The following is a 24,728-nucleotide window of genomic DNA, read 5'->3' on the forward strand; positions in this document are numbered from 1 at the left end:
CCCCGTCGTCCCCTGGGGAGGAGCGTTCGGGGCGGCCGGTGATTCAGGCCGGGACGCGCACGAACCGGTCCAGCGCCCGGGTCAGCTCCTCCGGCTTCTCGACCGGGAGTTCATGACCGGCGTCGAGGATGCGGACCTCGGCGTCCCGATAGGCCTTCGCCATCCGCAGCATCTGCCGTACCGGCAGCTGGATGTCGTGGTAGCCGTGGATCATCAGGGTGGGAACGCCGATCTCGCCGACCCGGTCCAGGACGTCGAAGGCGCGCATGGCGCCGTACAGGGTCATGACGACCTCGCGCGGGGTGTCCGCCGAGGCCCTGACGTAGGCGCGGATCTCGTCGCGCGGGTAGCCGGGAGCGAACGCGCGCTGGATGTTGGTGGCGACGAACAGCTTGAAGGGGACGAGCGTCGAGACGCCCAGCAGCAGTCCCCTGCCCCGGCTGTAGGTCATGCGGCCGATCGAGTTGACCAGCACCAGGCGCTCGACGCGGTCAGGGTGGGCCAGCGTGATGGTCTGCGCGATCATGCCGCCCATCGAGTGGCCGACCAGGACACAGCGCTCGATCTCCAGATGGTCCAGGAGCGCGAGGACGTCGTCCGCCAGCTCCGCGATCGTGCGCACCCCTGCGCCGCCGCTCTCACCGTGGCCTCGCAGGTCGAGGCGGATCACCCGGCGCTTCTCGGCGAAGTGCGCGAGCTGGTGGTCCCAGCGGTGCCGGTTGGCCGTCCAGCCGTGCACGAACACCAGGGGCACGCCCTCGCCGTCGCGGGGGCCCTCGTCGTCGTACGTCAGTGCTGCGCCGTCGACTTCGAGCTGCGGCATGGCGGCCTCCCTGCGGTCCCGTGGGTTACTGACCGGTACGGTAGCCGCCCGCGGGGCCGGCGTCACCGTGCGGTGGGCCACTGCGCCGACCGCCCGGGTACGCCCATGACGAGGCGCCCGGCCGGTTGATCCGTGCCGGGCGCCGCCGTGGGCCGGGGTCAGCCGCCGTTCAGTCGCGCGCGCAGCAGGCCCTTGCCGATCTCGGCACCCTTGCGGCTGTCCGCCTGGGCCTTGCGGAAGAGGTCCGCGACCTCGCTGTCCTTCTCGCGTTCGGCGTCCTGGATGTACGACTCCAGACGCAGCGCGTTGTTGAGGCACGCCTCGACGTACCAGATGAGGTTGTAGTCCTTGTCCGGCGTACCGGTCACGCCGCCGGTCTCCGTGCTGCTGGTCATGGGGCTCCCTCCAGCGGTTGTCGTTCCGGGACTGGCCGGGTACCCGCTCCGCGCGGCTCAATCAGCTTCCGCGCGGGTCTGTCAGCCGACGTCCCACAGGAAGCGGTGCGTGTGGATGCCGAAGTAGGGGAACGAGCGGACCTCGCGGACCCCCTCGACGGCCCGTACGACGTCGTTGACGAAGTCCAGCAGGTCGCGCGGTCCGGGGGCGACGACCTCGACGAACAGGTCGAAGCCGCCGGAGGTGAGCACCGAGTAGATCACCTCGGTGCGCCCGGCGAGTTCGTCGGCGACGGCACGGGGGTCGCCGTCCACGCCGATGCCGAGCAGGGCCATGGCCTGGCCGCCCATCGCCATCGGGTCGGTGACCCCGACGACCTGAACGGCCTTGGCGTCCAGGAGGCGTTGCAGGCGCTGCCGGGCGGCGGAGGCCGAGAGGCCGACCTTGGGGCCGAGGTCGGCGTAGGCGATACGGCCGTCGGTCTGCAGTTCGCGCAGGATGGCTCGGTCGATCTCGTCCATGCTCAGCCCGCCAGTTCGGTGAGCGCGGCGGCGAAGACCTCGGTGTGGGTGTCGACGTCGCGTTCGGTGGTGTCGGGGCACATGAGCGCCATGTTGTGGAACGGGGTCAGCAGGATGCCCCGGTTGGCGAGGTAGAGGTGGAGGAGGTCTTCCAGCTCCTCGTCGCCGGCCGCCGCGGACTCGGTGCCGGTGCGGGGCGCCGGTGAGGCGAAGCGGTACTCGGTACGGGCGCCGAGCCTGCTCACCGACCAGGGCAGCGCGTGGGCGTCGATGCCCGCGCGGACGCCCGCCTCGAAGCGTTCGGACAGCTTCGCCATGTGGGCGAACGCGTCGTCGGTGAGGACGTGTTCGAGGGTGGCGCGCATCGCGGCGACCGAGAGCGCGTTTCCGGCCAGGGTGCCGCCGACGCCGCCCATGTCGACGAGGTCGAGGTCGGCGCGTCCGAGCAGCCGGTCGGCGAGTTCGGCGGACAGTCCGTACGCCCCGGCGGGGATGCCGCCGCCGATCGCCTTGCCGACGGTGAGGAGGTCAGGCTCCAGGTCCCAGGCGGCCGTACAGCCGCCGGGTCCGGCGGAGAGGGTGTGCGTCTCGTCGTTGATGAGCAGGGTGCCATGCTGTCGCGTCAACTCCCTGACGCCCGCGAGGTATCCGGGCTCCGGCAGCACGATGCCGATGTTGGTGAGGGCGGGTTCCATGAGGACGGCGGCCACGTCGCCGTGGGCCAGTTCGCGCTCCAGCTGCACCAGGTCGTTGAACTCGGCGACCCGGCTGGTGAGGGTGACGTCGCAGGGGGCGCCCACGTTGCCGGGGCGGGCGATGCCCGCGCCGTTGGGGCCGACGACGATGAGGGACTCGTCGACGCTGCCGTGGTAGCTGTAGCTGTTCACGAGGATCTTCGGGCGGCCGGTGACGGCCCGGGCCAGTCGGATCGCCCACCGGTTGGCGTCGGTCGCGGTCAGCGAGAAGCTCCAGCGGGCCAGCCCGAAGCGGCGGGTCAGCTCCGCGCCGACCCACTCGGCGTCCTCGGTGGGCAGCATCGCGGTCGCCCCGCCGAGCCCGGCGAACCGCCGCTGGACCGCCTCGGCGACCGGCGCGGGCGAGTGTCCGGCCATGGCGCCGGTGTCACCGAGGCAGAAGTCGACGTACTCGTGGCCGTCGATGTCGGTGACCCGGGCACCGCGGGCGCTGTCCAGGTAGCGGGGGAAGGGCCCGGCCGTCTTGTTCATCCAGGTCATCGGGACCCGCCCGAAGAGATGGTCGGCCCGCGCGTAGGCGTCCCTGGAGCGCGGACAACGCCGCCCGGCCTCCGCCTTCTCGCGGGCCAGCAGGTGGGGAAGGCGAGTGCGGTCCATGGATACCCCGAGCCGTGAGTGCCGACTGATCGACGGCAGCGTAAGGCGGAAATCGCACAGATCTCTAGATCTGAGAAGCGATTCGATTGTCGCCGCGATCGATTCGAGCGTCGTCGAGCCAGCAGGAGAACACGCGGCGATGCGGGTCCGGGTGCTGTGCACTCTTCGGTGTGCCGACCGCCTCGGCGCCCGACACGGGGCGGCTGACCGCGGGCATCATCGACCCCTGCGGGGCGCTCGGGAGAGCTCGGCTGGGAGACGAGCGTCGACGAGGAGCCGCGCCGCTGCCCCTCCCTCGCCCGGCAGCCGCCGCGGCGGGCGCCGTCCCTCATCCCGTTCGGCCGGCAGGCGCGGGTTGGGTCGGAACGGAAACAGGGGCCCGACCGGTCCCCCGTTCCGGTCGTGCCCCTGCGGCCCGACGAACTTACGTGAATGGCACCGCGGTTGTGAATCGCGTTCATGCCAGATGCGGCGTCACGGGCACTCACCTGTGCACAGGTGCGTCCGAATAGCGCGCTTTCGCACGCCGAGCGGCTACCCGGCGAGCCGCGGTTGCCGGACGTCCCCGGTGGCCAGATGGGCGAGGACGACCTCGTACAGGTCGCTGCCGCCGGCGAGGAGCTGGCGTTCCAGGACGGGTTCCGCGCTGCGGACGTGCTCACGCACGGTCTGTGCGTGTACGCCCAGCGCCTGTGCGGTGCGTTCGGAGTTGCCGCCGGCGGCGATCCAGGTGCGCAGGGTGCGGCGCAGGTCGCGGGCGTCCGGGGCGAGGCGCCCGACGAGGTCGTGCCCCCAGGTGCGCAGCGCGGGCCCGGACAGGACGTCGCCGAGCCCGGCGGGCGTCTCCTGCTCGGCCTCGGGAGCGGCGGGCACCGACTCCATCCCCACCTGCGTGTTCAGCGCCAGATGGACGACGGCCCGGGCGGTGAGGTCGGTGAAGGACACGCCGAGCAGCCCTTCGACGCGCTCCATCCGGGCGCGCACGGTGTTGCGGCTGACGCCGAGGACCTTGGCCGCGTTCACCGCGGTGAACTCCAGGCCGAGGCGGGTGGTGGCGAGGAGCTCGGCCCGGGTGTGGTGGGCCAACGCGTCGAGGGGGCGCAGCAGTTGGGCCGTCCAGCTGTGCAGGAGCACGGGGTCCATCAGGCGTTCGGGGTGGGTGCGTTCGGCGTAGACCGCCGCGTTGTCGGGCCGGAAGTGGGCGACCGCGAGGGCGCTGACGGCCTGTCCGTAGGCGGTGGCGGTGCGGGCGAGGCTCTGCCGGGCGCTGCCGCCGAGGAAGGTGCCGGGACGCCGTTCGACCACCGCCCGCAGCTCATGGGCGGCGGTGTCGCCGGGGATGACGACGATGACGTGCTGCTCCATGGCCGGACAGCGCACGACGAGGGCCTGTTCGGCGATGGCGTTCAGGCACTCCTCGAGCAGCCGGTCCCGGTCGGCGGCGGCGCTCTCGACGACGTAGACGCACGCCGAGTCCGTGTCCAGCAGCCCCGGCCACAGGCCCGCGGCGACCCGGCGGGCCGAGACGATGTCCTCGACCATCAGCAACTGGAGGATCGCCAGCCGCAGATCGGAGGTGGCCCGTTGCAGACGGCGTCCCGCGACCGTCGACTCACGGGCCCTGAGCAGGAGTTCGACGACCTGCGCGGTGTGCGTCACCATGTCGGAGGCGCGCCGGTCGAACGGGGTGTCGCGGGAGACCGCCAGGACGCCCGCCGCGGCCGAGTGCGGCTGTGCCACCCGGATCAGGCGCTGGTGCCGCCCCTCGCCCTCCCAGGCGGCGGAGGCGATCCGGCCCGTGACGAGGTCCGCGACCAGGTTCTCGTCCAGCGGAATGCGGGTGCCCGCGACGAGAGTTCCCGTGTCGTCCTGGAGCACGGCCGTTCCCCGGACGCCGTCCGCGAGCCAGGCCACGACACGGCGGACGTCCCGCCCCGTCGGCCGCAGATGCTCAAGCAGTTCCTGCGCCCACGCCCCCTCGGCGCCCGTCGTCCGCGCGCCGTCCTCGCTGCCCGCCACGTCGCCCTTCTCCTCGTCCCTCGCGTCGACCTCGCCCTGCCGGTGCAGGTGCCGGGACGTTACCTCACCCCGTGGGTTCATGGGCCGTACGGTGAACCGGTGGCCGCGGCCCTCCCCTCCCCCGTCCTGCGCGGCCGACACCCTCGTACGGCATAAGCTCGACGGATGGCGAAGTACTACGACGTGCACCCCGACAACCCCCAGCCGCGCACCGTCTCCCAGGTCGCGGACAGCATCAGGTCCGGGGCACTCATCGCATATCCGACGGACTCCTGCTACGCGCTCGGCTGCAAGCTGGGCAGCCGGGAAGGCATCGAGCGGATCCGCGCGATCCGCCGGCTGGACGACCGGCACCACTTCACCCTGGTATGCCAGGACTTCGCGCAGCTGGGCCAGTTCGTCCGGGTCGACAACGACGTCTTCCGTGCGGTGAAGGCCTCGACGCCGGGCAGTTACACGTTCATCCTGCCGGCGACCAGGGAGGTGCCGCGCATGTTGCAGCACCCCAAGAAGAAGACGGTCGGCGTCCGTATCCCCGACCATGTCGTCACCCAGGCCCTACTGGCCGAGCTCGGCGAGCCGCTGCTCTCCAGCACCCTGCTCCTGCCCGACGAGGACGAGCCGATGACCCAGGGCTGGGAGATCAAGGACCGTCTCGACCACGTCCTGGACGCGGTGCTCGACTCCGGCGAGTGCGGCACCGAGCCGACGACGGTCATCGACTTCTCCGGCGGCGAGGCGGAGATCGTACGGCGGGGAGCGGGCGACACCTCACGGTTCGAGTGAGCGGAGCCCGGGCCCAGGGGGCCCTCGCACCCCAGTTACGTGGTGCGTGAAACGATATTCCCGGCCCGACCCCGCCGGGCCGGCGAGCTGCTCGCCGTCATATGCACAGAGAGGCACCCCCATGACCTCGGTACAGGGAACCCCCGTCGACATCGCCACCGCGGACGGCGTCGCCGACGCCTATCTGGCCCGTCCCGACGACGGGCTCCCCCACCCCGGTGTCCTGCTCTACCAGGACGCCTTCGGGCTGCGCCCGCATCTGCGGTCCATGGCCGACCGGCTCGCCGGGGAGGGGTACACGGTCCTGGTGCCCAACGTCTTCTACCGGCACGGCCGTTCGCCGGTCTTCGACCTGCCGGAGTTCATCGACACCGACGCGCGGCCCGACCTGTGGAGCGCGATCGGCCCGGTCATGCAGTCGCTCACCCCCGAACTCGCGATGCGTGACGCCGGCGCCTATCTGGCGTTTCTGGCAGAGAGCCCGTATGTGACCGAGGGTCCGGTGGCGCTGACCGGTTACTGCATGGGCGCCCGGCTCGCCGTGCTGACGGCGGGCACCTACCCGGACCGGGTGGCGGCCGCGGCCGGTTTCCACGGTGGCCGTCTCGCCACCGATGCCCCGGACAGTCCGCACCGGGTGGCCGCACACATCACCGCCGAGCTGTACTTCGGACACGCCGACGAGGACCCCTCGATGCCGCCGGAGCAGATCCGGCTGCTGGCGGACACGCTGACCGAGGCGGGCGTACGGCACCACGGCGAGGTCTACCCGGGCGCGCACCACGGGTACACGCAGGCCGACACGGCGGCGTACCACCACGAGGCCACGGAGCGGCACTGGGCGGCACTCCTTGACCTGCTGAAGCGGACGTTCTGACGTTCTGAACGAAGACCCCGAGGCGGCACCCATGACCCGTGGGCGCCGCCTCGCGAGTGCATTCGGTCGACTTCATTGACATGCCCGCGTCGCAGCGCGAGTCTGAGAGCGCTCTCAAAACAGGTACGGACCAATCCCCGTACCTCTCCCATCCCCCCACGGAGGTGGAGCGTGCTCGGACTCGAACGACTCGGACGGCTCGGACGGCTGAGGCACCGACTGCTGACCGCAGCAGGCGCGGCCACCCTGCTCGGCTCCCTGCTCACCCTCGGCACACCGTCGACCGCGACCGCGGCGGTGCCCGCCACGATCCCCCTCAAGGTGACGAACAACTCGGGCCGCGGCGACGCGGTGTACATCTACAACCTCGGCACCAACCTGGCGACGGGCCAGCAGGGTTGGGCCGACGCGGCCGGTACGTTCCACGCCTGGCCGGCGGGCGGCAACCCGCCGACCCCCGCGCCGGACGCGTCGATCACCGGCCCCGCGGCAGGCCAGTCGAAGACGATCCGCATGCCCAAGTTCTCCGGCCGCGTCTACTTCTCGTACGGCAGGAAGCTCGACTTCCGGCTCACCACCGGCGGCCTGGTGCAGCCGGCGGTGCAGAACCCGAGCGATCCGAACCGCGACATCCTCTTCAACTGGTCGGAGTACACCCTCAACGACTCGGGTCTGTGGCTCAACAGCACCCAGGTGGACATGTTCTCCGCTCCCTACGCGGTCGGCGTCCAGCGCGCCGACGGCAGCACGGTCAGCACGGGACGCCTCAAGTCCGGTGGCTACAACGCCGTTTTCAACGCCCTGCGCGCACAGTCGGGCGGCTGGGGCGGCCTGGTCCAGACGCGCGCCGACGGCACGGTCCTGCGTGCGCTGTCCCCCGCGTACGGCCTGGAGACCGGAGCCCTGCCCGCCACCGTCCTCAACGACTACATCAACCGCGTCTGGCAGAAGTACGCCACCTCGACGCTCACCGTGACCCCGTTCGCCGACCAGCCGAACACGAAGTACTACGGCCGGGTCTCCGGCGGCGTCATGAACTTCACCAACTCCTCCGGCGCGGTGGTGACGACGTTCCAGAAGCCGGACGCGAGCAGTGTCTTCGGCTGCCACAAACTCCTCGACGCCCCCAACGACGCCGTACGCGGCCCGATCTCCCGCACCCTGTGCGCAGGCTTCAACCGCTCGACCCTGCTCACCAACCCCAACCAGCCGGACACCTCCGCGGCGGCCTTCTACCAGGACCCGGTGACCAACCACTACGCCCGCGTCATCCACGACCGCATGGCCGACGGCAAGGCCTACGCCTTCGCCTTCGACGACGTGGGCCAGCACGAGTCCCTGGTCCACGACGGCAACCCGCTCCAGGCGTATCTGACCTTGGATCCGTTGAGCTGAGCAAGGTCGTTCTGACAGGCGCACAGTGGAGCCATGAACGCACACGACGAGAACATTCTGGCCCGGGGTCGCGTGGCGACGAGGCTGCCCGCGCAGGATCTTGAGCGGGCGCGGCGTTTCTACTCCGAGGTGCTCGGGCTCGAGCCGGTCGACGAGCGGCCCGGTGGGTTGTTGTACCGGTGTGGTGGCACGGAGTTCGCCCTGTTCAGGTCGGCGGGGGCCGCCTCCGGCACCTTTACGCAGATGGGGTGGGAGGTCGACGACCTCGACGGTGTCGTGGCGCGGCTGCGGCAGCGCGGGGTGACGTTCGAGGAGGTCGACGTGCCGGGGCTCCGGACGAAGGACGGGATCGCCGACATCGACGGGAACTACCCGAGCAAGGGGGCCCGTGGGGAACGCGCCGCCTGGTTCCGGGACAGCGAGGGCAATCTGCTGGGTGTCGGGCAGCCGGTGGTCTGAGAGCGGCACTCCGCCGGAGGCGGCCCCGTGTCACTCTCAGCGCCGCAGGAACTCGCGGGCGCCGCGCAGCCTCGTCCGCAGGGTGCGCTGCGTCCGCTCGCTGTCCAGGCGGACGTCCAGCGCACCCGGGGTGTTCATCAGGTCGGCGTGTCGTCCGGTGGGCAGTCTCGTCGCGTCCAGTCCGTCGCGGGCGGCGATCAGGACGCCGAGCTCGTGGCGGCTGACCGCGTCGGGTCCGCCCAGGTGCACCACGCCCGTGCGGTCGGTGGCGGCCAGCTCCAGGAGTGCGGCGGCGAGGTCGGCGACATGGACGGGGCACCGGATGACATCGGTGAACAGCACGCCCTCGCGCCGCCCCTCGGCCAGCTCATGGACGAACTCCTCGTGGTCCGAGTCGCCGTCGCCGACGATCAGTGAGGTGCGGGCGATGACGGCGTCGGGGGCGAGCAGCGGGATCGCCGTCTCGGCGGCGGCCTTCGCGGCGCCGTACGGCGTGACCGGATCCGGCGTGGCGGACTCGTCGTAGGGGACGGCGGAGCCGGAGAAGACGGCGTCGCTCGACACATGCACCAGCCGGCACGCACGCGCGCCCGCCGTCCGCGCCAACCGGGCCGCCCCGTCGGCCGTCGTGGCCCAGTCGCCCTTGCGGTAAGCCGCGTTGACGACTACATCGGGCCCGGTCTCATCGAGCGTCGCGTCGATCTCGTCCGCCCGCCGCAGGTCCAGCGGCAGCCAGCGCACCCCGGTCAGGTCACCCGCGTGGGTCGCGAAGGTCGCCGTCACGGTGTGCCCGGCGGCCTTTGCCTGTTCGGCGACCTCCCGGCCGAGAAAGCCGCTGCCGCCGACGATCAGGATCTTCATGATCGGCCACGCTAGGGCCCGGCCGTGCCGGTGCGGAAGGATGCCGTCATGCCCAGCCACGTCTACCGCGTCACCAAGTACGACCCCGCCGACCGCGACGAGCGCGGCCATTACCACGGCCCCGAGGACGTCGTCAGCGACCACGGCGCGGTCGAGGCGGCCTATCTCAAGGCGGTGGCCGCCTTCGCCGCGGACACCGGCGTCGATCATCTGGTCGTACGGGAGCCGGAGGTTTCCTCGCTCGTCCATTTCGGTGCGGAGCCCGCAGGGGAGGACTTCGGTCTGGACGCGCTCTTCCCGTCGGGTCGCGGCGGCTTCCATGACGGGGCGCGGGTGCCGCTGGACGTCGGGCTGGGGCTGGTGCGGGTGATGCTGCGGGACGGCGGCGCGTGGTGCCGGCTGGAGGTGGAGGACACGTTCGCGGTCCACGTGGGGTGGGATCAGTACGTCTACGTCGGCTCCGACCGGGCCTGTGAGCAGGCGCTGGCCCGCACGCGTGCGCTCGGGCTGTTCCCGGAACGCCTGGCCGCCTCCCCGTACGCCTTCGGGGCCGGTGATGGACAGGAGGAGCGGGGCGTCCAGCGCCCCGCGGACGACGCCTTCTGGGCGGACGTGCGTCAGGCAGTCGCCGCCGGGCGTGCGGGGATCCTGGAAGAGATGTACCTGGAGGGCGCTTCGCGGTGGCATCACCTCACCGGTGACTCCGTCGACCCGGTCCGCGCGGGACTGGCTCCCCGGGCCCGGCTGGCGGTCTGGCCACCGCTGTCGACCGACGTCGAGGCCGTCCTGAGCGCCCTCCCCGCCGACGGCCTGGTCGAAGGGGTGTGGCAGTGCGAGGACGGACTCGTGCACAGCGCCGTCGCCCACGAGGAGGTGTTCCCGGAGCTGGCCGCCCGGATGTCCGGTGCCCGCGCCGCCGCGCTCCTTTCCGTGTACGCGGACGAACGCGTGCCGGTGTGCACGGCGGTCATGCCGGACCAGGACGGGGTCCTCCGGGCTCGCTGGCGCATCTGACCGTGCGCGAACCGGGGTCGCGAAGTCGTTCATGGCTCAAATGCATCGCCCCGTGACCGAAGTGAACACGTGGTACTCCAGAGTTCGCTGGTTACTGCCGGTAAATCCTTGCTTTACGCGGCCCTTACGGCGTAGACCTTGCCCCAGCACTAGCGGTGGCTCTGGGGGGAGTTGGCGTATGGAAGGCACCGTCGACGGATTTCGCTACGGCGTGGTGACGCCGATCGCGGCGTATGTGATGGCGTGTCTGGGTGGGGCCCTGGGGCTGCGCTGCATCGTACGGTCGCTGCTCAACGCCGAGTCGTGGAAGGCCGGTTGGCTCGCGCTCGGTGCCGCGTCGATCGGGTGCGGCATCTGGACGATGCACTTCATCGCGATGATCGGCTTCCAGGTCGAGGAGACCCGGATCCGCTACGACGCGGGGCTGACCCTGCTCAGCCTGGCGGTGTCGATCGTCGTGGTCGGCATCGGCGTGTTCATCGTCGGCTACCGCGGCGCCGGCACGGCGAACCTCTCCCTGGCCGGGATCGTCACCGGGATCGGCGTCGCGGCCATGCACTACCTGGGCATGTACGCCATGCGCCTCAACGGGGCGATCAGCTATGACGCGTTGGCCGTCGGCCTGTCGGTCGTGATCGCGATCGTCGCCGCCACGGCGGCCCTCTGGGCGGCCGTCACCATCCGGGGCTTTATGACCAGCCTCGGCGCCAGTCTCGTCATGGGCGTGGCCGTCTCCGGCATGCACTACACCGCGATGACCGCCGTCAGCGTCCATGTGCACGGCACGACCGGTGGCTCCTGGGCCGGTGACTCGGCGTCCTCGCTGCTGTTGCCGATGCTCATGGGGCCGGTCATCTTCCTCGTCCTGGCCGGAGTTGTCGTGATGTTCGACCCGCTGCTGGTGCTGGGCGACAGCGAGGGGAGCCGCCCCGCCGCACGCCGGGAGCCGACCGCGGACCGGAAGCCGACCACCTGGTCCGCCCAAGAGGCGCCCGCGCCGACGCACAGCTCTCTCTTCGAGACCCCCGCGAGCCCCGCACGGGCGCGCCAGCACCCCTACGACACCCCGCAGCGCGCCGGCGAGTGGTGACGACGCCTCCAACGCCCGTCGGCACCCGGCTCGTTCACGGGCATTGAGCGAACCCGCCGACCGGCGTCCTCTAGATCGTTGTTACGGTGCACCGGTGTCTGACTCCTCACGCGATACCGCCGAGGGCGCCGGCTGGGGTGCCGCCGAGCGCGGCGACTTCGAGCGCCTGATGCCGTCCGAGGTCAAGAAGATCTCGTGGCTCGACCCGAGGATGCTGTGGGCGGCCCGCAACGGCGTCCTGGCCTCCTGGTTCGGCGACCCGACGGGCCGCACCCGGAGCCGCTGGGTCGCCCAGCGGGCCGAGGCGGGCGCACCGACGGACAAGGTGATCCGACGGGACGACCCGGACCGCTTCTCCTTCATGGTCATCGGCGACACCGGCGAGGGGGACGCATCCCAGTACGCCGTCGTGCCAGGGTTTCTGAAGGTCAGTCAGGACACCCGTTTCACCGTCCTCGCCAGTGACGTCATCTACCCGGTCGGCAGCGCCGACGACTACGGCACCAAGTTCTTCCGCCCGTACCAGGACTATCGCGCGCCGATCTACGCGATACCCGGCAACCACGACTGGTACGAGGACCTCGGCGGGTTCATGCGCGTCTTCTGCGACGACGCCCCACCGCTCACCCCCGAACCCGCCCCACGCCCGCTCAGCGGCGCCTGGCTGCGCTCCCTGCTCTGGCACCGCCCGCGCCGCGACGACGGTCAACATCTCGATGACGTACGGCAGTTGCGGGCCGACCGGGCCCAACAGGCCGTCCAGCCCGGCCCCTACTGGGCGATCGACGCCGGACCGGTACGGATCATAGGCATCGACACCGGACTCCTCGGCACCCTGGACGCCGAGCAGGGCGCCTGGCTGCGCGAGGTCTCCCAGGGGCCGCGCCCGAAGATCCTGGTCACCGGCTCGCCCCTGTACGTGGACGGCGAGCACCACCCCTGCCCCATCGACGGCGGCGGCACCGTCGACGACATCGTCCGCGACCCCGCGCACCACTACGTCGCGGCGATAGGCGGCGACATCCACAACTACCAGCGCTATCCCGTCGACGTGGACGGCCGCACCATCCAGTACGTGGTCTCGGGCGGCGGCGGTGCCTTCATGCACGCCACCCACACCATCCCGCGGGTCGACATCGCCAACGTCACCGAGGACACCTTCCGCTGCTACCCCCTGCGCGGCGACTCCCTCGCCTTCTACAGCCGCCTCTACGGCCGCCGGCTGCGGCTGCGCCGCTTCTTCACGCTCACCGAGGCGGAGGCGACGGCCGTCGTGGCCGAACGGCTACAGATCCGGCCCGGCCGCTCGCACGACCCCGACGCCCGCGTCACCCGGCGCACCCGCCTGGTCGCCGGGCTGCTCGGCACCGGAAGCCGCCCCGACCGCGCCAAGCGGTTCCGGCTGCCCGTGCGCAAGATCTACACGCAGCTCTTCTCGCCCAGCTCGGCCACCTACAGCCCGCCGTTCTTCAAGTGCTTCCTGCGCCTGGACGTCACCCCGGACTCCGTCCGGCTGCGCTGCCACGCCGCGACCGGCAACCGCGCCCAGGAGGTCGACCCGCCGATCGAGGACGAGGTCACCATTGCCCTGACCTGAGGGGAACATCGGGGGACGCGCCCGGGTTGGCACTGCCGTACGACGTTGATCCATGACCCGTGGAGGGGCCCGTGCCACCCACCTCTCGTCCGCTGCGCAAGCTGGGCTTCCTCACCATCGGACTGTTCGACGAGGCGGACCCGCGCCGCGGTCACGAGTCCACGCTGGAGATCATCGAGCTGGGCGAGCGGCTCGGGTTCGACAGCGCCTGGCTTCGCCACCGGCACCTCCAGTACGGCATCTCGTCCCCGGTCGCCGTCATGGCCGCCGCCTCGCAGCGCACCCGGCGCATCGAGCTGGGCACCGCGGTCATCCCCCTCGGCTGGGAGAACCCGCTGCGGCTGGCGGAGGACCTGGCGACCGTCGACCTGCTGTCCGGGGGCCGGATCAACCCGGGCGTGAGCGTGGGCCCGCCGATGCACTTCGACCAGGTCAAGGAGGCCCTCTACCCGGACACGGCGGACACCGAGGACTTCTCCTACGAGCGGGTGCGGCGACTGCTGGACTTCGTACGCGGCAAGTCGGCGACCGACTTCAGCGGGGTCGAGGGCTTCGAAGTGTTCTCCGATCGCGTCCAGCCGCAGTCCCCCGGGCTCGGCAACCGCCTCTGGTACGGCGGCGGCAGCCTCGGCTCCGCGCGGTGGGCCGGCGAACACGGCATGAACTTCCTCACCAGCAGCGTCGTCAAGGCCGAACACCCCGAGGAGACAACGGACTTCGCGGAGATCCAGCTGTCCCACATCCGCGCCTTCCGCGCCGCCCACCCCGACGGCGAGGCCGCCCGGGTCTCCCAGGGGCTCGTCGTCATCCCGACCGACTCCGCCTCGCCCGAACAGCGCGCGAAGTACGAGGAGTACGCCGCCAAGCGCACCCCCCGCACCACGACCCCGCAAGGCCCCGCCCGTCTGATGTTCGCGCCGGACATCGTCGGCACCTCCGACGAGATCGCCGAACGGCTGCACGCGCACGCCGCGTTCCGCGAGGTGGACGAGGTCGCGTTCGCGCTGCCGTTCACCTTCGGGCACGAGGACTACGTCCAGATCCTCACGGACATGGCGACCAAGCTCGGCCCGGCGCTGGGATGGCGGCCCGCCGGCTGAGGTCACCAGCGGCCGGGGGCGGTCCCCACGACCGGCTGCGACGGCTTGCCGTCGACGCCCACGGGGACGTCGCCCGTCAGCATCACCCGGTGCATGGTGCGGGGGAAGTCCAGGTGGGCGTTGTCGCTGGGGGCGAGGTGGATGGTGGCCCGGTTGTCCCAGAAGGCCACGCTGCCCGGCTCCCAGCGGAAACGGACCGTGTACTCGGGCCGCACCGCCTGCTCCAGCAGCATGTCGAGGATCGCCCGGCTCTCGGGACGGGAGAGGCCGACGATCTGCTCCAGGTAGTAGCCGTTCACGAACAGCACCCGCTCCCCCGTCTCCGGGTGCACGCGGACCAACGGGTGCTCGGAGGCCACCTGGTGATCCAACAGGTGCCTCAGATAACGGTCGTCACCGGGCCGCGGCTGATAGCCGACACCGAGCCGGTGCTCGGCGCGCAGGCCGTCCACGAACTCCCTTACCGGGGCGGAGAGTCCGGCGTAGGCGGCGGCCAGGTTGGACCAGGTGGTGTCGCCACCGTAGGGCGGGACGGTCTCGGCGCGCAGGATGGTCGCGGCGGGCGGATCGACGCGGGCGCCGTGGTCGCAGTGCCAGCCGCGCAGCAGGGTATGGCGGCGGCGCTGGAGCCACTCGTCGTGCTCCATGCCGAACTTCCCGCCCAGTTCCAGCCGGTCGGCGGTCGTCTCGACCTCGGGGACGTCGGGAGGCGAGGCACTCCCCCGCTTCCGCAGCACCACCGGCTCACCGAACCGGCGCGCGAACGCCACATGCCCGGCGTGATCGAGCTTCTGGTCCCGGAAGAACACCACCTTCCACCGCAGTACGGCCGCACGGATCGCGGCGACCACGCTGTCCTCGATCTCTCCGGCCAGGTCGACGCCCGTGATCTCCGCCCCGATGTGTCCGGCGACCGGTTTCACCTCGATCCCGGACGCCCCTTCCGCTGCCGTCGCGTCCCTGTCCGCATTCGTCTTCATGACGAAGATCGTGTCAGCGATCACGGGCTCTGGCGACCGTGCCCGGCCAGGATCTCCTCCACCAGGTCGGGCACGGTCCGCCCGGTCGTGTCGACGCGGCACAGTCCGGCGCCGTCCACGGACTCCCGCACGAGTTGCTGAAAGCGCCGCGCGCGGGCCACGAACCGGTCCACCAGGAACCGCTCCTCGGCGCTCGCCTCCCCGTACCGTGCCGACGCGTGCATCCGGTCGGCCAGCACGCCCTCGTCCGCGGTGAACCAGACGGCCTCGACCCGCGGAACGTCGAGCGCGGCCACACGGCTGGGCCAGAGCGCGGAACCCTCCAGCACCAGACCCGGCCCGGTGCCTTCGGCGTGCTCGGTGATCAGCTCCTCGATCCGCGGCCACAGCCGTGCGTAGTGGTCGAGCACCGAGTCGATCAACTCGTCGACGCCGAGGGTGCCGTAGTGCTCGGCGACATGCGGTGGCACCTCCCGCTCCGGCGTCCGCCAGGGGCGTCCCGGGTGCCGGGCCAGCAGATCCGTCGGGCGGTAGCTGAACCCGAGCCGCTCGGCGGCGGCCCGGGCCACGGTCGACTTGCCGGTGTGGGAGGTGCCCCCGATGAGCAGTACGCGCATCCGACCGACCCTAGATGACCTCAGACGCTGAACTCCCGTATCACCGTGTTCCGGAAGACGGCCGTCCCGTCGATCGAGAACAGCGCGAGCCCGGTGTCGACCAGATACGGGAACGCCTCCGACGAGTGCACGTACCGCCCGTCGTCCACGAACATCTCGACGGACGTCCGGTCGACCAGGATGCGCAGCTTCACCGTGCGGGCGGACGGGTCGAAGGGGCTGTGGCTCTCCTGCCACCTGCCGGAGGTGTCGGGGTTCACGGTGTTACGGCGGTTGAGGAACGCGTAGTCGCCGTAGACGCCGGCGTCGATGTGCCGGCCCCCGTCGGCCGAGCGGCGCAGCTGGAGGCCGGCGCCGGTCAGCGACTGCCAGGTCACCTCGGTCGTCACCTCGTAGGAGAGGCCCGTGTAGTCGAGGACGCGCGTGCCCGTCACCGTCAGGTCGCCGAGTTCGATCGTGCGCGAGACGTGGTCGTCGAGGGCGGTGATCGGGCGCGAGGCCAGGTAGTAGGCGCCGGAGGCGGCCCGCTTCAGGGTGATCTCGCGGACGATCGAGTCCGTGCCGTTGAAGCCGTCGCAGTCGATGGTGGGGGTCGTGTTGGCGTAGTCCCAGTTGTTCAGCCAGCCGATCGCGTAGCGGGCGCGCTCGTCGAGGGTGCCGTTCGCGGCCCGCTTCTCGAAGGTGACGGCCCCGTACCAGTCCCAGCCGTGGTCCAGCCACTGCGGGTCGCTCGCGTCGGGGGTGAAGGTGGTGCCGTCGAAGGAACCGGTCCAGTAGGCGTACGTGTTGGGCAGCCCGGACCCCTTGCCGTTGGCGCTCACGCCCAGCACCCACTTCACGGTGCCGTCGGACGCGGTGATGCGGAACAGGTCGGGGCACTCCAGGACGCCGATGCCGTCCTTGACGAACCCGCCCACGTACGTCCAGGACTTGAGGTCCGCCGAGTGGTAGAAGCCGACCTTGGTGTTCTCGGCGAGGGCCATCACCCAGCGGCCGTGGTCCTCGTCGCGGATGACCTTGGGGTCGCGGAAGTCGCGGACTCCGGGGTTGGGGAGCACCGGGTCGGTGCCGTGCGGGCGGAAGGTGCGGCCGCCGTCGGTGGAGTAGTACAGAAACTGCTCCTGGTGGTCGGTGCCGCCGCCGGGCGACATCGTGACCAGGGCGATCACCGCGCCGGCGCCGAAGCCCGCGGTGTTGGCGCCGTCGACGACCACCGAGCCCGACCAGACGTCTCCGTTGACGGTGGTGTCCTTCGGGACGGCGATCCCCCGGTCGGTGAAGGAGACCAGGTCGCGGCTGGTGGCCAGCCGCCAGGCGGTGCCCGCCTCGGTGCCGGCCGTGAGGTAGTCCGGGTTGTAGAGGTAGTAGTAGTGGTACTCGCCGTCGATCCACACCGGCCGCTGCGGGTCGTTCTTCCACTGGTCGGGGACCGTGAAGTGGTACGCGGCGCGGTAACTCGCGCAGCTCCCCGCCGCTTTGGGCTTCGCGGTGGCCGGTGCCGTCGGCAGCAGCACGCCGGCCGCGCCGGCCGCCGAACCCGTGAGGAGCGCTCTTCTGGAAAGTCTCATGGCCTCAGGACTGTGCGGCCTAACACGTTAAAGGTCAAGGTTTCTAACTCGTTAAAGGTCGAGCCGTCACGACCCTTGACAGGGACGCGGCGCCCTTCCCATCATCTGGGGCATCAACCCTGAACTAACACGAGTTAGGCCCGTTGGATGACCGACTCGCACTTCTCCCGCCGCTCGCTGATGCGGTACGGCGCCTATGGCGCGGGTGCCGCCGCCCTGGCCGGCACCGCCGCGAGCTGGGACCGGCTCACCGGAGCCGACATACCCGGCCGTGACGACGGTTCCCTCGTCGTCGCCACCCTCGGCCCGGCCTACGGCCCGGAGGCCATCCGCACGCTCACCGAGGGCTTCAAGAAGGTCCACCCCGACATCAAGCTGCGCATCAACGCCGTACAGGCCACGGACTGGTCCGACTTCTTCGCGAAGATCCTCACCCAGATCGCCGCGGGCACCGCCCCCGACCTCGTCTACGTCGCCACCGAGGGCGTCCAGCTCTTCGCCCAGCGCCTCGGCGTCGCCCTCGACAAGTGGGTGAAGCGGGACGCGGACGAACTGCGCGAGTACTTCGCCGACGTCCACCCCTCGCTGGTCGAGTCGATGATGTACGAGGGCAGCCTCTACCAGCTCCCCGTCGAGTTCAACGCGGCCGACATCTACCTCAACAGCCAGGTCCTCAAGCGGGCGGGCGCCTCCTTCCCGGCCGCCGACTGGACCCGCGACGACTTCACCACGCTGCTGCGGGACATGAAGAAGTCCAGCGGTTCACAGTTCACGCCGTACTTCTGGACCAACCGCCTGTGGGGCGGGGTCGTGCCCTGGCTGTTCGCCAACGACACGAACCTGCTGAGCGAGTCCAAGGCGCCCGGCGGCTCCTGGCTGTGGGACTCCTTCTACCCGGCCGCCGACCGGCAGGGCCGCGGCGGCGGTTACCGGTGGACGACCCCACAGGCCGACCACGAGCGCGTCGAGGAGGCCTACGACTATCTGGCCTCACTGATCCAGGAGGACCTGTGCACCCGCCCCGAGGGCGGCAACGGCCAGAACCTCATCGGCGTGTTCTCCACCGGCCGGGTCGGTGTCACCCCGGCGGGCGGCTTCTGGGCGGGCGGCCTGAACCTGGCGGGCATGCAGCCCGGCAGCTTCGACGTGCAGTACTTCCCGCGCTGGCGCACCCAGCGCATGCAGTTCGGCGCCGCCGGCTACGCGCTGCTGCGCACCTCGAAACTCCAGGACGAGGCCTGGGAGTTCATCAAGTTCGCGTCCCGCAGGGACACCCTGATGCGCCTCTTCGAGACCAACCAGACCACCCCGGCCCGCCGTTCGATGCTCACCGCCGACCGCTACCGGACGATGGGCCCGAACCACTGGCAGGTCTTCTACGACACCCTCGACAAGTTCCCGGACACCGGGCCGATCCCCGCCCCGCCGCAGGTCGCCGAGGTCGAGCAGGTGCTGCTCAAGCACACCGGGACCGCCCTCGCCTCGCGCCGCTCGGTGGCCCCCGCGCTGCGCCGGATGCAGTCCGATCTGGAGAAGGCCATGGAGCGTGACGTATGACGAACACCCAGATACCCGCCGTACAGCCCAAGCAGCGGATGACCGAAGCCGCCCCCGCGCCCCGGCCGTCCGCCCGCGAGCGTGGCACCCGGCTGCTGGCCGCGCTGTTCCTGGCGCCGACGATCGTCGGGATCGTGATCTTCACGGTCGTCCCGATCGCCGGATCGGTCGTGCTGAGCCTCTTCCACTGGAACGTGATCGACTCGCCCACCTTCGCCGGAGCGGCCAACTACCGCGAGATGGTGAGCGACTCGACCGTTCTGGTCTCCTTCCGCAACACGCTCGTGTTCATGGTGCTCGCGGTGGCGCTCCAGTTGCTGATCGCGCTCACGCTCGCCCTGGCGGTGAACGGACGCATGCCGGTGTGGCTGCGGTCGGTGTTCCGCTCGGCCTTCTTCTTCCCGCTCATCCTGTCCGCCGCGTCGATCTCGGTGGTGATGAAGTACCTGTTCAACCAGGACTTCGGGGTCGTGAACTGGCTCCTCGGGCTGATCGGGATCGCTCCCGTGCCGTGGCTGACCTCGGAGAACTCCGCGATGGCGGCGGTCATCCTGGTCTATGTCTGGCAGCAGTTCGGCTTCTCCTTCCTGCTGTTCGTCGGCGGTCTGAACAACATCCCCAAGGAGATCCACGAGGCCGCCTCCCTCGACGGCGCGACCGGACTGCGCAAGCACCTCACCGTCACCCTGCCGCTGCTGTCGCCCACCCTCCTGGTCGCGTCGGTCGTCGGCATCATCAACGCGCTTCAGGTCTTCGAGCAGCCGTACGTGCTGACCAACGGCGGGCCCGGTGACTCCACCCGCACGGTCGTCATGGTCATCTACGAGACCGCGTTCGAGCAGCTCCGCTTCGGCGAGGCGTCCGCAGTGGGCGTGCTGCTGTTCGTCCTCGTCATGGCGGTCACCGCCCTCCAGTTCCGGCTCAGCCGGCGTTTCGTCCACTACCAGTGAGCCGGGTGAACTCCCCTATGAGCCAAGCGACCTTGACCGCGAGCCGGGCACGGCGCACCCTCGCGCCCTGGGCGCGGATCGCCGGCCTCGCGATCTGTGCCCTGCTGACCCTGGGACCGGTCATCTGGACCGTCTCGACCTCGCTGCGCACCCCGGCGGAGTCCTTCGACCTCCCCCCGAAGATCATTCCGACCAGCCCGACGATCGAGTCGTACCGTGGTGTCTTCGACCAGATCGATGTGTGGCTGCTGGCCCTCAACTCCACCCTGGTGACCGCTTTGATCGCGGTCGGCCAGATGATCACGGCCGGGCTCGCGGGGTACGCGTTCGCCCGCCTGGAGTTCCGCTTCAAGAAGCCGCTGTTCGGTCTCGTCCTGGCGACCATGATGGTCCCCTTGCAGGTCACGATCGTTCCGGTGTTCCTGGTGCTCAAGTCGATGGGTCTGACCGACACACTCCTCGGTCTGATCATTCCGGCGTTCCCGACCGCCTTCGGCACCTTCCTGATGCGGCAGTACTTCCTCGGCATGCCGAAGGACCTGGGCGAGGCGGCGATGCTGGACGGCTGCGGGCCCTGGCGGACCTTCCGTTCGGTCTACGCCCCGCTCGCCACGCCCGGCCTCGCGATCGTCGGCGTACTCGCCTTCAACTACCACTGGAACGAGTTCTTCCGGCCACTGATCCTGGAGACCTCGGGCCAGAACTACACCCTGCCGCTGGGCCTCGTCTCGCTCCAGGGCAACCTCGGCACCGGCTCCATCTCGGTGGTCCTCGCCGGTGTCGTCCTCTCCATGATCCCCGCCGTCGCCGTGTTCGTCGTCGGCCAGCGTCCTCTGCGCGAGGGCATCACGTCCGCAGGAGTCAACCGTTGAACACTGACCCCGACGCCCCGCGTTTCAGGGTCCGTCCGCCCGCCCACTGGATCAACGACCCGAACGGGCCCTTCCGTTGGCGGGACCGCTACCACCTCTTCTACCAGCACAACCCGGCCGCCCCCGTCCACGCGAACGTCCACTGGGGCCACGCCTCCAGCCCCGACCTCGCCCACTGGGAGCACCACCCGATCGCGCTCACTCCCACACCGGGCGGCCCCGACGAGGCGGGCTGCTGGTCGGGCTGCCTGGTCGACGACGACGGCACACCGACCGCCGTCTACACCGGCATCGACCGCCATCACACCGGCCTCGGCACGATCTGCCTGGCCCGGGCGGTGGTCCCGGACGACGAGACCCTCACCGACTGGAAGCCGCTGCCGACGCCCGTCGTGAGCGGCCCGCCGGACGGTCTGGACGTCGTGATGTTCCGCGACCCGTTCGTCTTCCGCGACGGCGGACGACGCTGGGCCCTGGTCGGCGCGGGCCACGCCGACGGCACGCCCTCCGTGCTGCTCTACGACTGCGACGACCTGGCCGACTGGCGGTTCGCGGGCGTCCTCCTGGACGGCAACGACCCCGTCGCGACCGATGTGTTCGGCGACAAGGCGGTGGGCTGGGAATGCCCGCAGCTGTACGCGACGGCGAGCGGCGAGTGGGTGCTGGTGGTGTCGCTGTGGGACGGCGACCCGATGAGCACCGGATATCTGACGGGCCGTCTGGAGCCCTCCACCGAGGACGGGTTGAGGTTCGTCGCCCGCGGCGGCGGCCAACTCGACCACGGACGCGCCTTCTATGCCCCCGCCGTGCTCCAGGAAGACGACCGGGCCCTGATGTGGGGCTGGTCGTGGGAGTCCCGCGGGCAGGGCGAGATCGACCGCGCGGGCTGGGCCGGCACCCTCACCGCACCGAGAGTCGTGGACGTCCACACGGACGGGGCCCTGAGCGTCGTACCGGCACCGGAGCTCCAACTGCTGCGCGCGCCGGAGCCGTTCGTGACCGAGCCGGACCGACCGACCCCGCTGCCGCGGTCGTACGACCTGACGGTCACCGCCCGCACCCGGACGACCGTCGGCCTGCTGCGGTCCGCCGACGGCACGGAACTGACCGTCGTGCTCGACCCGGACGAGGGCAGGGTGACCGTGGACCGCGGCGAGGGAAGCGCGGCGCCGGTCGTCGTACGGGCGCCCGCGCGCCAAGTGCGTGTCCTCGTCGACGGCTCCCTGCTGGAGGTGTTCGTCGACGACCGGGCGACGGTCACCGAGCGGGTCTACCGACGGGACGGCGACGTGGCGGAGCTGACCGTGACGGGAGCCGGGGCGACCGTCATCGGATGGGAGCAGGTCCCACCGACGCACGGCTGATCACCGGGCACGCGAGACGCCGTACCGTCGCGGGCGGCGTCTTGCCGGTGTCGATGGCGTCCAGGAGCAGCCGCGTGGCCGCCTCGCCCATCGCCCGGTGCGGCAGCGCGACCGTGGTGAGGGGCGGGGAGAGATGGGCGGCCATGTGCTCCTGGTCGTCGTAGCCGACCACGGACAGGTCCTCCGGGACGGCGAGCCCGAGACGGGTCGCGGCGTGCAGGACGCCCGCGGCGACCCGGTCGTTGTAGCAGAAGACGCCGGTGGGGCGACGGTCGGCGGGGACGCCGTCCAGGAGCCGCAGCGCTCCCTCGTGGCCGCCGGAGATCTCGCCGCCCGTCCGTACGACCCACTCCTTCGGGACGGTGATCCCCTCGGCGCGCAGCGCGTCGCGGAAGCCGCGCAGGCGTTCCACGGAGGCGATGTCGTCGAGGCCGCCGACATGGGCGATCCTGCGGTGCCCCTGCTCCAGGAGCAACCGGGCCGCCGTACGGCCCCCGGCGCGTTCGGCGGGGATGACGGCGGGCAGGGAGTCGTCCTCGGGGACGCAGTTGGCGAGGACGGAATGGGTGCGGTGCAGGCCCTCGGGGACCCGGACGCGGCGCAGGGAGAAGGCGGCGTAGATGATGCCGTCCACGCGCCGGTCGAGGAGCTCGGCGACCGCCGCGTCCTCCTTGGCCGGGTCGCCGCCGGAGTCGACGGTCAGGACGAGGTGCTCGCTGTCCCAGGCGGTCTCCATGGCGCCGCGCAGCAGCCGGCCCGCGAAGGGCGAGGAGGCGATCTCGTCGGTGACCAGGCCGATCACGGCCGTACGGCGGCGGCGCAGGCCGCGGGCCACGGGGTCGGGGCGGTAGCCGAGCTGGGCGGCGGCCTGGCGGATGCGTTCCTGGGTGGCGGGCGAGAGATTGCCCTCGGCGCGGCCGTTGAACACGAAGGAGACGGCGGTGTGCGAGACCCCGGCGAGCCGCGCCACATCCCGTGACGTGGGGCGTCCCTTGCCCGCCGGCTGCTTCTCCTCGGTGCTGCCCATGCCGTCCGCTGTCCTCATCCCCGCCCGTCCGCTTGATCACCGCTCACCCTATCCGTGACGCTGGAGGGACGACATGGTCGAGGGAAAGGTCCGGCAGTGATCAACATCCCGGAACACACGCTCAACGACGGCACACGCTTCCCGGCGATCGGCCTGGGCACCTGGCCCCTGGGCGACGCGGAGGCGGAACGCGCGGTGACCGCGGCCCTGGGCCTCGGCTACCGCCTGGTCGACACGGCGACGAACTACCGCAACGAGGCCGGTGTCGGTCTCGGCATCGCCCGTGCCGGGGTCCCCCGCGAGGAGATCGTGGTGACCACCAAGCTCCCGGGCCGCCACCACGGCTACGAGGAGACCCTGGCCTCCTTCGAGGAGTCCCGCCGCCGTCTCGGCCTGGACTACGTGGACCTGTATCTCATCCACTGGCCGCTGCCCCGCGTCGACAAGTACGTGGACTCCTGGCGGGCCATGATCAAGCTTCGGGAGGACGGTCTCGTACGGTCGATCGGGGTCTCCAACTTCACGCGCGAGCACATCGAGCGGCTGGAGAAGGAGACGGGCGTCCTTCCGTCCGTGAACCAGGTCGAACTGCATCCGCACTTCCCGCAGGAGGAGCTGCGCGCCTTCCACGCCGCGAAGGGCGTCCTCACCGAGAGCTGGAGCCCGCTGGGCCGTGGCTCCGGCCTGCTGGACGACCCCGTGGTGATCAGCGTCGCCGAGGCGCACGGGGTGACTCCCGGCCAGGTGGTGCTGCGCTGGCACACCCAGCTCGGCGCGGTGCCGATCCCGAAGTCGGCCGACCCCGAGCGGCAGCGCGCGAACCTCGACGTCCTCGGCTTCGAGCTGAGCCCCGGCCAGCTCGCGGCGATCGCGGACCGGGGCCACCGGCGGATGGGCGGCGACCCGCAGACGCACGAGGAGTTCTGAACGGGCCGGTCCTCGAAGTGAGGCTTTGTTGAAGGCGCCCCCGGCGCCCCTTCCCTGCCTCTATGGTCGCTGCGGCACCTCGCCGATCGTTCGTTCGAGACTCTGGAGGGCCCGTATGCGCACCTCACTTCGCGTCGGCATCGCCGGGGCGGTGGCCGTGGCCACCGTCCTCACCGGTGGCACCGCCCGGGCGACACCGCCGGGTCCCGGGGTCACCGCGAAGCTGATCAGCCAGAAGACCGTGGGCGACACGGACTACGTCGTCCGTGAGATCACCGTGCCGCCCGGTCAGGCCACCGGCTGGCACTACCACGACGGTCCGCTCTACGCCGTAGTGCGGCAGGGCACGCTGAGCCACTTCGACTCCGGCTGCGCGTCGGACGGCGTGTACGCCAAGGGTGACTTCATCCAGGAGCCGGCCGGTCCGGAGCATGGGCACATCGGGCGCAACCTCGGGGACACCCCGCTCGTCCTGGACGTGCTCTACGTGCTGCCGCACGGCTCGCCGTTCTCCGAGGACGCGCCCAACCCCGGCTGCCCCTTCGAATAGCGACTTCGCATGGCGGACCCGGGCCG

24 protein-coding genes are annotated in these 24,728 nt (G+C 70.9%); 14 read left to right on the forward strand and 10 right to left on the reverse strand.

All coding sequences use genetic code 11. The features are described from left to right. Window positions 1–43: 43 nt before the first annotated feature. The 5 genes from OG885_RS04190 to OG885_RS04210 all read right to left on the reverse strand — a co-directional run bounded on the left by OG885_RS04190 (window position 44) and on the right by OG885_RS04210 (window position 5,111). A complete protein-coding gene (locus tag OG885_RS04190) occupies window positions 44–823 on the reverse strand; it encodes an alpha/beta fold hydrolase (protein ID WP_405726147.1) in 780 nt (259 codons plus the stop codon). A gap of 158 nt (window positions 824–981) precedes the next feature. Then, window positions 982–1,218 carry a hypothetical protein gene (locus OG885_RS04195; RefSeq protein WP_405726150.1) on the reverse strand — a complete coding sequence of 79 codons (237 nt, stop codon included), beginning with the start codon at window positions 1,216–1,218 and terminating at the stop codon, window positions 982–984. Between the two features lie 81 nt (window positions 1,219–1,299). Continuing rightward, a complete protein-coding gene (locus OG885_RS04200) occupies window positions 1,300–1,740 on the reverse strand; it encodes an Lrp/AsnC family transcriptional regulator (protein ID WP_405726153.1) in 441 nt (146 codons plus the stop codon). A gap of 2 nt (window positions 1,741–1,742) precedes the next feature. Further along, complete coding sequence (locus OG885_RS04205) at window positions 1,743–3,092, reverse strand: transaminase (protein WP_405726156.1); 1,350 nt, start codon at window positions 3,090–3,092, stop codon at window positions 1,743–1,745. A gap of 534 nt (window positions 3,093–3,626) precedes the next feature. Further along, window positions 3,627–5,111: a helix-turn-helix domain-containing protein gene (locus OG885_RS04210; RefSeq protein ID WP_405742569.1), complete on the reverse strand. Its 1,485-nt coding sequence runs from the start codon at window positions 5,109–5,111 to the stop codon at window positions 3,627–3,629. A gap of 165 nt (window positions 5,112–5,276) precedes the next feature. Between OG885_RS04210 and OG885_RS04215 the strand changes: the two genes are divergently transcribed. The 4 genes from OG885_RS04215 to OG885_RS04230 all read left to right on the forward strand — a co-directional run bounded on the left by OG885_RS04215 (window position 5,277) and on the right by OG885_RS04230 (window position 8,628). Continuing rightward, entirely contained in the window at window positions 5,277–5,897 is a 621-nt protein-coding gene (locus OG885_RS04215) for an L-threonylcarbamoyladenylate synthase (RefSeq protein ID WP_405726159.1), read from the forward strand. A gap of 121 nt (window positions 5,898–6,018) precedes the next feature. After that, the gene (locus OG885_RS04220; protein WP_405726162.1) at window positions 6,019–6,774 is read left to right on the forward strand and encodes a dienelactone hydrolase family protein; all 756 of its coding nucleotides are present in this window, start codon (window positions 6,019–6,021) and stop codon (window positions 6,772–6,774) included. Between the two features lie 171 nt (window positions 6,775–6,945). Next, complete coding sequence (locus OG885_RS04225) at window positions 6,946–8,169, forward strand: glycoside hydrolase family 64 protein (RefSeq protein ID WP_405726164.1); 1,224 nt, start codon at window positions 6,946–6,948, stop codon at window positions 8,167–8,169. A 33-nt stretch (window positions 8,170–8,202) separates the two neighbouring features. Then, window positions 8,203–8,628 (forward strand): VOC family protein, encoded by a 426-nt coding sequence (locus OG885_RS04230; protein WP_405726167.1) that lies wholly within the window; start codon window positions 8,203–8,205, stop codon window positions 8,626–8,628. Between the two features lie 36 nt (window positions 8,629–8,664). Here the strand turns inward: OG885_RS04230 and OG885_RS04235 are convergent, their stop codons facing one another. Beyond that, window positions 8,665–9,489, reverse strand: coding sequence for an SDR family oxidoreductase (locus OG885_RS04235; RefSeq protein ID WP_405726170.1), 825 nt, complete (start codon window positions 9,487–9,489; stop codon window positions 8,665–8,667). 48 nt (window positions 9,490–9,537) lie between these two features. Here OG885_RS04235 and OG885_RS04240 point away from each other — a divergent pair, with 48 nt between their 5' ends. The 4 genes from OG885_RS04240 (at window position 9,538) to OG885_RS04255 (ending at window position 14,290) form a co-directional block, all read left to right on the forward strand. Further along, window positions 9,538–10,503, forward strand: coding sequence for an RNA-binding protein (locus tag OG885_RS04240; RefSeq protein ID WP_405726173.1), 966 nt, complete (start codon window positions 9,538–9,540; stop codon window positions 10,501–10,503). Window positions 10,504–10,681: 178 nt separating this feature from the next. Further along, complete coding sequence (locus tag OG885_RS04245; protein ID WP_405726176.1) at window positions 10,682–11,593, forward strand: MHYT domain-containing protein; 912 nt, start codon at window positions 10,682–10,684, stop codon at window positions 11,591–11,593. A 94-nt stretch (window positions 11,594–11,687) separates the two neighbouring features. Continuing rightward, window positions 11,688–13,190 (forward strand): metallophosphoesterase family protein, encoded by a 1,503-nt coding sequence (locus OG885_RS04250; protein WP_405726179.1) that lies wholly within the window; start codon window positions 11,688–11,690, stop codon window positions 13,188–13,190. A gap of 71 nt (window positions 13,191–13,261) precedes the next feature. Next, entirely contained in the window at window positions 13,262–14,290 is a 1,029-nt protein-coding gene (locus tag OG885_RS04255) for an LLM class flavin-dependent oxidoreductase (RefSeq protein ID WP_405726182.1), read from the forward strand. Between the two features lie 2 nt (window positions 14,291–14,292). On the opposite strand, the gene OG885_RS04260 is transcribed toward OG885_RS04255, so the two are convergent. From OG885_RS04260 to OG885_RS04270, 3 genes are read right to left on the reverse strand one after another with little or no spacing between them, the layout of a single operon-like run. Then, window positions 14,293–15,270, reverse strand: a complete 978-nt coding sequence (locus tag OG885_RS04260) for a TauD/TfdA dioxygenase family protein (RefSeq protein ID WP_405726185.1) — start codon at window positions 15,268–15,270, stop codon at window positions 14,293–14,295. 20 nt (window positions 15,271–15,290) lie between these two features. Next, window positions 15,291–15,887 (reverse strand): hypothetical protein, encoded by a 597-nt coding sequence (locus tag OG885_RS04265; protein ID WP_405726188.1) that lies wholly within the window; start codon window positions 15,885–15,887, stop codon window positions 15,291–15,293. 20 nt (window positions 15,888–15,907) lie between these two features. After that, window positions 15,908–17,455, reverse strand: a complete 1,548-nt coding sequence (locus OG885_RS04270) for a glycoside hydrolase family 32 protein (RefSeq protein WP_405726191.1) — start codon at window positions 17,453–17,455, stop codon at window positions 15,908–15,910. A gap of 147 nt (window positions 17,456–17,602) precedes the next feature. Between OG885_RS04270 and OG885_RS04275 the strand changes: the two genes are divergently transcribed. From OG885_RS04275 to OG885_RS04290, 4 genes are read left to right on the forward strand one after another with little or no spacing between them, the layout of a single operon-like run. Beyond that, window positions 17,603–19,012 (forward strand): extracellular solute-binding protein, encoded by a 1,410-nt coding sequence (locus tag OG885_RS04275; RefSeq protein WP_405726194.1) that lies wholly within the window; start codon window positions 17,603–17,605, stop codon window positions 19,010–19,012. Further along, complete coding sequence (locus OG885_RS04280; protein ID WP_405726197.1) at window positions 19,009–19,962, forward strand: carbohydrate ABC transporter permease; 954 nt, start codon at window positions 19,009–19,011, stop codon at window positions 19,960–19,962. The genes OG885_RS04275 and OG885_RS04280 overlap by 4 nt, the downstream gene beginning before the upstream one ends. Before the next feature lie 17 nt (window positions 19,963–19,979). After that, on the forward strand, window positions 19,980–20,834 hold the full coding sequence (locus tag OG885_RS04285; RefSeq protein ID WP_405726200.1) for a carbohydrate ABC transporter permease: 855 nt from the start codon (window positions 19,980–19,982) through the stop codon (window positions 20,832–20,834). Continuing rightward, on the forward strand, window positions 20,831–22,198 hold the full coding sequence (locus tag OG885_RS04290; RefSeq protein ID WP_405726203.1) for a glycoside hydrolase family 32 protein: 1,368 nt from the start codon (window positions 20,831–20,833) through the stop codon (window positions 22,196–22,198). Before OG885_RS04285 ends, OG885_RS04290 begins: the two co-directional genes overlap by 4 nt. Here OG885_RS04290 and OG885_RS04295 read toward each other — a convergent pair. Next, complete coding sequence (locus OG885_RS04295; RefSeq protein ID WP_405726206.1) at window positions 22,161–23,225, reverse strand: LacI family DNA-binding transcriptional regulator; 1,065 nt, start codon at window positions 23,223–23,225, stop codon at window positions 22,161–22,163. The two genes, OG885_RS04290 and OG885_RS04295, sit on opposite strands and share 38 nt — an antisense overlap. 96 nt (window positions 23,226–23,321) lie before the next feature. Here OG885_RS04295 and OG885_RS04300 point away from each other — a divergent pair, with 96 nt between their 5' ends. Then, a complete protein-coding gene (locus tag OG885_RS04300; RefSeq protein WP_405726209.1) occupies window positions 23,322–24,152 on the forward strand; it encodes an aldo/keto reductase in 831 nt (276 codons plus the stop codon). 115 nt (window positions 24,153–24,267) lie between these two features. Beyond that, the gene (locus tag OG885_RS04305) at window positions 24,268–24,702 is read left to right on the forward strand and encodes a cupin domain-containing protein (RefSeq protein ID WP_405726212.1); all 435 of its coding nucleotides are present in this window, start codon (window positions 24,268–24,270) and stop codon (window positions 24,700–24,702) included. Window positions 24,703–24,728: the final 26 nt, after the last annotated feature.

Origin of the sequence: Streptomyces sp. NBC_00028 (assembly GCF_045041065.1) — a bacterium.
Classification (GTDB): Bacteria; Actinomycetota; Actinomycetes; order Streptomycetales; family Streptomycetaceae; genus Streptomyces.

Coding starts and splice junctions, on each gene's coding strand:
- OG885_RS04190 (WP_405726147.1), bottom strand. CDS start 823: ATGCCGCAGCTCGAAGTCGACGGCGCAGCACTGACGTACGACGACGAG.
- OG885_RS04195 (WP_405726150.1), bottom strand. CDS start 1,218: ATGACCAGCAGCACGGAGACCGGCGGCGTGACCGGTACGCCGGACAAG.
- OG885_RS04200 (WP_405726153.1), bottom strand. CDS start 1,740: ATGGACGAGATCGACCGAGCCATCCTGCGCGAACTGCAGACCGACGGC.
- OG885_RS04205 (WP_405726156.1), bottom strand. CDS start 3,092: ATGGACCGCACTCGCCTTCCCCACCTGCTGGCCCGCGAGAAGGCGGAG.
- OG885_RS04215 (WP_405726159.1), top strand. CDS start 5,277: ATGGCGAAGTACTACGACGTGCACCCCGACAACCCCCAGCCGCGCACC.
- OG885_RS04220 (WP_405726162.1), top strand. CDS start 6,019: ATGACCTCGGTACAGGGAACCCCCGTCGACATCGCCACCGCGGACGGC.
- OG885_RS04230 (WP_405726167.1), top strand. CDS start 8,203: ATGAACGCACACGACGAGAACATTCTGGCCCGGGGTCGCGTGGCGACG.
- OG885_RS04235 (WP_405726170.1), bottom strand. CDS start 9,489: ATGAAGATCCTGATCGTCGGCGGCAGCGGCTTTCTCGGCCGGGAGGTC.
- OG885_RS04240 (WP_405726173.1), top strand. CDS start 9,538: ATGCCCAGCCACGTCTACCGCGTCACCAAGTACGACCCCGCCGACCGC.
- OG885_RS04245 (WP_405726176.1), top strand. CDS start 10,682: ATGGAAGGCACCGTCGACGGATTTCGCTACGGCGTGGTGACGCCGATC.
- OG885_RS04260 (WP_405726185.1), bottom strand. CDS start 15,270: ATGAAGACGAATGCGGACAGGGACGCGACGGCAGCGGAAGGGGCGTCC.
- OG885_RS04265 (WP_405726188.1), bottom strand. CDS start 15,887: ATGCGCGTACTGCTCATCGGGGGCACCTCCCACACCGGCAAGTCGACC.
- OG885_RS04270 (WP_405726191.1), bottom strand. CDS start 17,455: ATGAGACTTTCCAGAAGAGCGCTCCTCACGGGTTCGGCGGCCGGCGCG.
- OG885_RS04275 (WP_405726194.1), top strand. CDS start 17,603: ATGACCGACTCGCACTTCTCCCGCCGCTCGCTGATGCGGTACGGCGCC.
- OG885_RS04280 (WP_405726197.1), top strand. CDS start 19,009: ATGACGAACACCCAGATACCCGCCGTACAGCCCAAGCAGCGGATGACC.
- OG885_RS04285 (WP_405726200.1), top strand. CDS start 19,980: ATGAGCCAAGCGACCTTGACCGCGAGCCGGGCACGGCGCACCCTCGCG.
- OG885_RS04295 (WP_405726206.1), bottom strand. CDS start 23,225: ATGGGCAGCACCGAGGAGAAGCAGCCGGCGGGCAAGGGACGCCCCACG.
- OG885_RS04305 (WP_405726212.1), top strand. CDS start 24,268: ATGCGCACCTCACTTCGCGTCGGCATCGCCGGGGCGGTGGCCGTGGCC.